We start from the raw sequence: 3,067 nt of genomic DNA on the forward strand, positions 1-3,067 counted from the left end.
TTTTGCCAGCATGCAGAAAGGAGGTGTCATCATGGATGTGACAAATCCCGAACAGGCAAAGATAGCAGAGGATGCCGGGGCGGTTGCTGTCATGGCACTTCAGGCGGTACCTGCTGATATAAGAAAGGCCGGGGGTGTTGCAAGAATGGCAGACCCCCAGATAATAACGGAGATCATCGAATGTGTCACTATTCCCGTTATGGCAAAGGCACGTATAGGGCACTTTGTGGAAGCTGAGATCCTGCAGGCTCTTGGTGTTGATATGGTGGATGAGTCAGAGGTGCTTACCCCTGCTGATGAAAAATTCCATATAGATAAGACACAGTTCACCGTTCCTTTCGTGTGCGGAGCCCGAAACCTGGGAGAAGCGCTGCGCAGGATCAATGAAGGTGCTGCAATGATACGCACCAAAGGCGAAGCCGGTACCGGGGATGTAAGGGAAGCTGTGCGTCACATGAAACAGATCACCGGCGAAATAAGGGCTCTCGCAGGCAAGACTAAAGAAGAACTGATGTTCACAGCCCGAGAGATCGAGGCTCCTATTGAGCTTGTCATCGAAACTGCACAGCTGCAGAGGTTACCTGTGGTTAACTTTGCAGCAGGCGGCGTGGCAACACCGGCAGATGCAGCCCTTATGATGCGGCTGGGTGCAGATGGTGTGTTCGTGGGTTCCGGTATCTTCAAGGCTGAAAAGCCTGAGCTTATGGCATCGGCCATCGTGGAAGCAGTAAACAATTATGACAATCCTGAGGTGCTTGCAGAGATATCCAAGGGTATCGGCGCAGGCATGAAAGGCATCAGCACGGATACCATCCCTCCTGAGCAGGCCTTGCAGACCAGAGGATGGTAAGTCCTCTCTTCTTTTTTCAAGGTGTAGGCATTGCGTATAGGTGTTATAGCGATACAAGGCAATGTTTCAGAGCATGTTGAGGCTCTGGAGCGTGCCATCTCTCAAAGAGGGGAAGATGCACAGATCATCACCATAAAGCACAAAGGCCTGGTGCCCACATGTGATGCTCTTGTACTGCCCGGCGGAGAAAGTACCACGCTTGGCAGACTATTGCTAAGAGAAGGTATTGCCGATGAAATAAGGGCAATGCATACAGCAGGTATGCCTATCATGGGTACTTGTGCAGGTCTTATCCTGCTTGCAAAGGAAGGCGATGAGCAGGTAAGGAAGACCCATCAGCATCTGCTTGGGCTGATGGATACACAGGTCAACAGGAACGCATTCGGAAGACAGCGTGAATCCTTTGAGACCGAGCTTGACCTGGCTTTCCTTGACGGCCCCTATAATGCCGTGTTCATAAGAGCCCCTGCTATCACACGTGCCGGGAAGGATGTGAAGGTGCTCGCAACCGTTGATAACATGATAGTGGCTGCAGAACAGGGGAACCTGTTAGCTTTGGCATTCCACCCGGAGCTTACCTCAGACAGCCGCGTGCATCAGTATTTCCTTGACAGGGTATTTATCAATGGCATGTAATTAGCAGAAGATTCATTTTTTATACTTTGTTATATGATAATCCTGATGTCAAAGAGGTGATACTATGGTAAAGCTCAATTCAGAGATGAAAAATGCATTTTCCAAAATGAGGATATTCCCGCTGGCAACAGCTTCAAAGGATGGCGTTCCGAACGTCATACCCATCGGTTTCTGTAAATTGCAGGATGACGATGAAACTGTCTGGATAGCAGACAACTTTTTCCTGAAAACCCTTGATAATCTCAAGGAGAACCCCAGAGTAGCATTGTATGTGTGGGGACCTGAGACCCAGGGCTGTTTCCAGATAAAAGGGCCCATCGAGATCAAAACAAGTGGCGAGGATTACGAAAAAATGTACAGGATGGTCAAGTCCATGGGCGACAGGTTCCCTGCCAGAAGCCTTGTGGTCATGAAGATCTCCGAAGTGTACGAGTGCGTATCCGGGCCGGATGCAGGTAAAAAACTGCTCTGATCCGGTCATTCCTTTTTTGTTTCAAATAAGGGATCCTCAGAGACTGCCCATTCGGATTCAAGTAAGTGCTTCATGATGGAAACAAATTCTTTTCCGTTGGACCAGATAGCTGTGAGATCCTCTCGTGAACCAACTTCTTTCTTTAGGTCTATCAATATCTCAGAACTATCTACCAGAATAGCTCCTCCCTTCCTGAATTGTTCGTCTTTGATGGTATACAACCTAAGTTCTGCATCCGGGATGAGCGCTGCTATATCCCTTAGTTCATCCATTGAATAAATGATCATACGTACTTTGACACCTTCACCGATCTTGCGATTGAATACCTCGACAAGTTCCTTGTGATGTTTTTCTATCACCGGGTACACATTCTCAAGGTCCCGGAAAGCCGGATGAGGCGTTTCTACTATAATTTCGGACCTTGCACTACAAATAACCTGGATTATCCTGTCAGTTACATTTTTCAGTCCATTTATAGTCCAGACAACTTCTTCCTGAAGGACATTTTCCTCACTTGAGTATATATCTTCAAGTTTTTCGAGAACTACTTCGGTTTCCTGTTCGAAGTCCTTTTTGATCTTCTCGATGGCCTCTTCGGGAGACATACATTTGTATCGCATGGGCTTTGTATGCTGCACTTCGATGATCCCGCGTTCAGCGAGCTTTTTTAACACGCCATATACAGCAGGCCTTGGTATACCTGAGAACATGTGAATATCAGTGGCTGTGCCGCTGCCATGTCTGGTAAGTGCCACAAAGACCTTTGCTTCGTATTCAGTAAGCCCTATGTTCCTAAGTGAATCTATGAGTGAATGCATGAAACGATACCTGTAATAAATATCAGGAAAGAGAGGTTCATTCTTTACCCATCTTTCCTTCTTTCTGTTTCCTGTAGATGAAGAATCCGCCGACTGCAATGGCTGCTATGGCAATTATTATGAAAAACCCGGTGTAATTTGACAGGGATTCACCAAAGGAACGAGCAGGCAGTGTTTCAGTCCTTATCTTTATGGTATCCGATATCTGGCTGTGCCCATCCTCATCCTCGTACTTGATCTCACTGTTGATGGAATAAGCTTTGGCAACCGCCATTTCATCGACCTTCAGCT

4 protein-coding genes and 1 pseudogene are annotated in these 3,067 nt (G+C 47.2%); 3 read left to right on the top strand and 2 right to left on the bottom strand.

All coding sequences use genetic code 11. The annotated features are described in order from the left end of the window. From pdxS to AB7U21_RS11560, 3 genes are all read left to right on the top strand, one after another. The coding region (pdxS, locus tag AB7U21_RS11550) for a pyridoxal 5'-phosphate synthase lyase subunit PdxS (RefSeq protein WP_428389206.1) at positions 1-850 on the top strand (850 nt) is incomplete at its 5' end. 30 nt (positions 851-880) lie between these two features. After that, positions 881-1,486: a pyridoxal 5'-phosphate synthase glutaminase subunit PdxT gene (pdxT, locus tag AB7U21_RS11555; RefSeq protein ID WP_428389208.1), complete on the top strand. Its 606-nt coding sequence runs from the start codon at positions 881-883 to the stop codon at positions 1,484-1,486. 64 nt (positions 1,487-1,550) lie between these two features. Continuing rightward, positions 1,551-1,958 (top strand): pyridoxamine 5'-phosphate oxidase family protein, encoded by a 408-nt coding sequence (locus AB7U21_RS11560; RefSeq protein WP_298685079.1) that lies wholly within the window; start codon positions 1,551-1,553, stop codon positions 1,956-1,958. A gap of 5 nt (positions 1,959-1,963) precedes the next feature. Here the strand turns inward: AB7U21_RS11560 and AB7U21_RS11565 are convergent, their stop codons facing one another. Both AB7U21_RS11565 and AB7U21_RS11570 read right to left on the bottom strand, forming a co-directional pair. After that, positions 1,964-2,776, bottom strand: coding sequence for a TrmB family transcriptional regulator (locus tag AB7U21_RS11565; RefSeq protein WP_428389211.1), 813 nt, complete (start codon positions 2,774-2,776; stop codon positions 1,964-1,966). Between the two features lie 37 nt (positions 2,777-2,813). Beyond that, a pseudogene (locus AB7U21_RS11570) lies at positions 2,814-3,067 on the bottom strand (COG1361 S-layer family protein); the annotation flags it as partial.

This window comes from Methanomethylovorans sp., assembly GCF_050177135.1.
Lineage (GTDB): Archaea > Halobacteriota > Methanosarcinia > Methanosarcinales > Methanosarcinaceae > Methanomethylovorans.

Bases quoted from the DNA above. Each gene is read 5' to 3' on its own strand.
- AB7U21_RS11560 (WP_298685079.1), top strand. From the start codon at position 1,551: ATGGTAAAGCTCAATTCAGAGATGAAAAATGCATTTTCCAAAATGAGG.
- AB7U21_RS11565 (WP_428389211.1), bottom strand. From the start codon at position 2,776: ATGCATTCACTCATAGATTCACTTAGGAACATAGGGCTTACTGAATAC.